This is a genomic window from Faecalibacterium tardum (assembly GCF_040096515.1).
Classification (GTDB): domain Bacteria; phylum Bacillota; class Clostridia; order Oscillospirales; family Ruminococcaceae; genus Faecalibacterium; species Faecalibacterium tardum.
Window position 1 is genome coordinate 1 of sequence record NZ_JBBMEO010000100.1, and the last position, 922, is coordinate 922.

The following is a 922-nucleotide window of genomic DNA, read 5'->3' on the forward strand; positions in this document are numbered from 1 at the left end:
TATGTGGCTGGTGTGGTGGATTCCGAAGATTACCAACTGATTCGGGAAGATTATTCCAGACAATATGATGGCCTGCGAGCCGCGCTGCAGGAAGCGGAGAACAAAAAAGTTCAGGTAGAACAGCAAATCGAAGAATACCTGAATATGACTTCTCATTTGGAAGAACATCTGGACAACTTTGAATTTGACATTCAGTTGGTAAAATCCCTTGTGCAGAAAATCGAAGTGAGTGCGGACAAGCGGATTCGGATTGTTTTCGGATTTCGGGATGTGTTTACAGAACTTGGAAAGGAGAGTGCAGAAACATGATTGCAGCGTATCAGCGCATTTCAAGGGCTGATGGCGATTTGGGCAAAGATGGCAAGGATAAGAGCAACAGCATTGAGAACCAGAAAGAACTAATCCAACGGTATATCTCCTGCAAAGAAAGTCTGCAAAATGTGCCTGTGATGGATTTTGTAGATGATGGCTACACAGGCAGCAATTTTGACAGACCTGGATTCCAGCAGATGATGGATGGTGTACGCAATGGCAAGATTGATACCATCATAGTAAAAGACCTCTCTCGCTTTGGCCGAGACTATATCGGTGTGGGTGAGTACATGGAGCAGATTTTTCCCCTGCTGGGTGTCCGGCTCATTGCCATCAATGATAACTATGACAGCAATAATTATAAAGGTACAACGCTGGGCATGGATGTGATTGTCAGTAATCTGGTAAATACCATGTACTGCCGGGATGCAGGAAAGAAACTGCGGACTGCCAATCAGGTCAAGTGGCGTAAAGGCATCACAACGGCATCTGCTGCACCGTTCGGCTATCAGTTTGACCCGGACAAAAAGGGCGCATTTATCGTTGACCCGCCAGCAGCAAAAATCGTGCGGCGCATTTTTGATCTTGCGATTTTAGGATTGGGAACGCG

At 46.1% G+C, this 922-nt stretch carries 2 protein-coding genes; both read left to right on the forward strand.

Annotated elements, in window-relative coordinates; genetic code table 11:
* A partial coding sequence (locus tag WMO44_RS14935; RefSeq protein WP_435387743.1) for a hypothetical protein occupies nt 1–309 on the forward strand: 309 nt, incomplete at its 5' end.
* Nucleotides 306–922, forward strand: a 617-nt coding sequence (locus WMO44_RS14940) for a recombinase family protein (RefSeq protein ID WP_349153050.1), incomplete at its 3' end; no start/stop codon positions are given. The genes WMO44_RS14935 and WMO44_RS14940, both read left to right, overlap by 4 nt.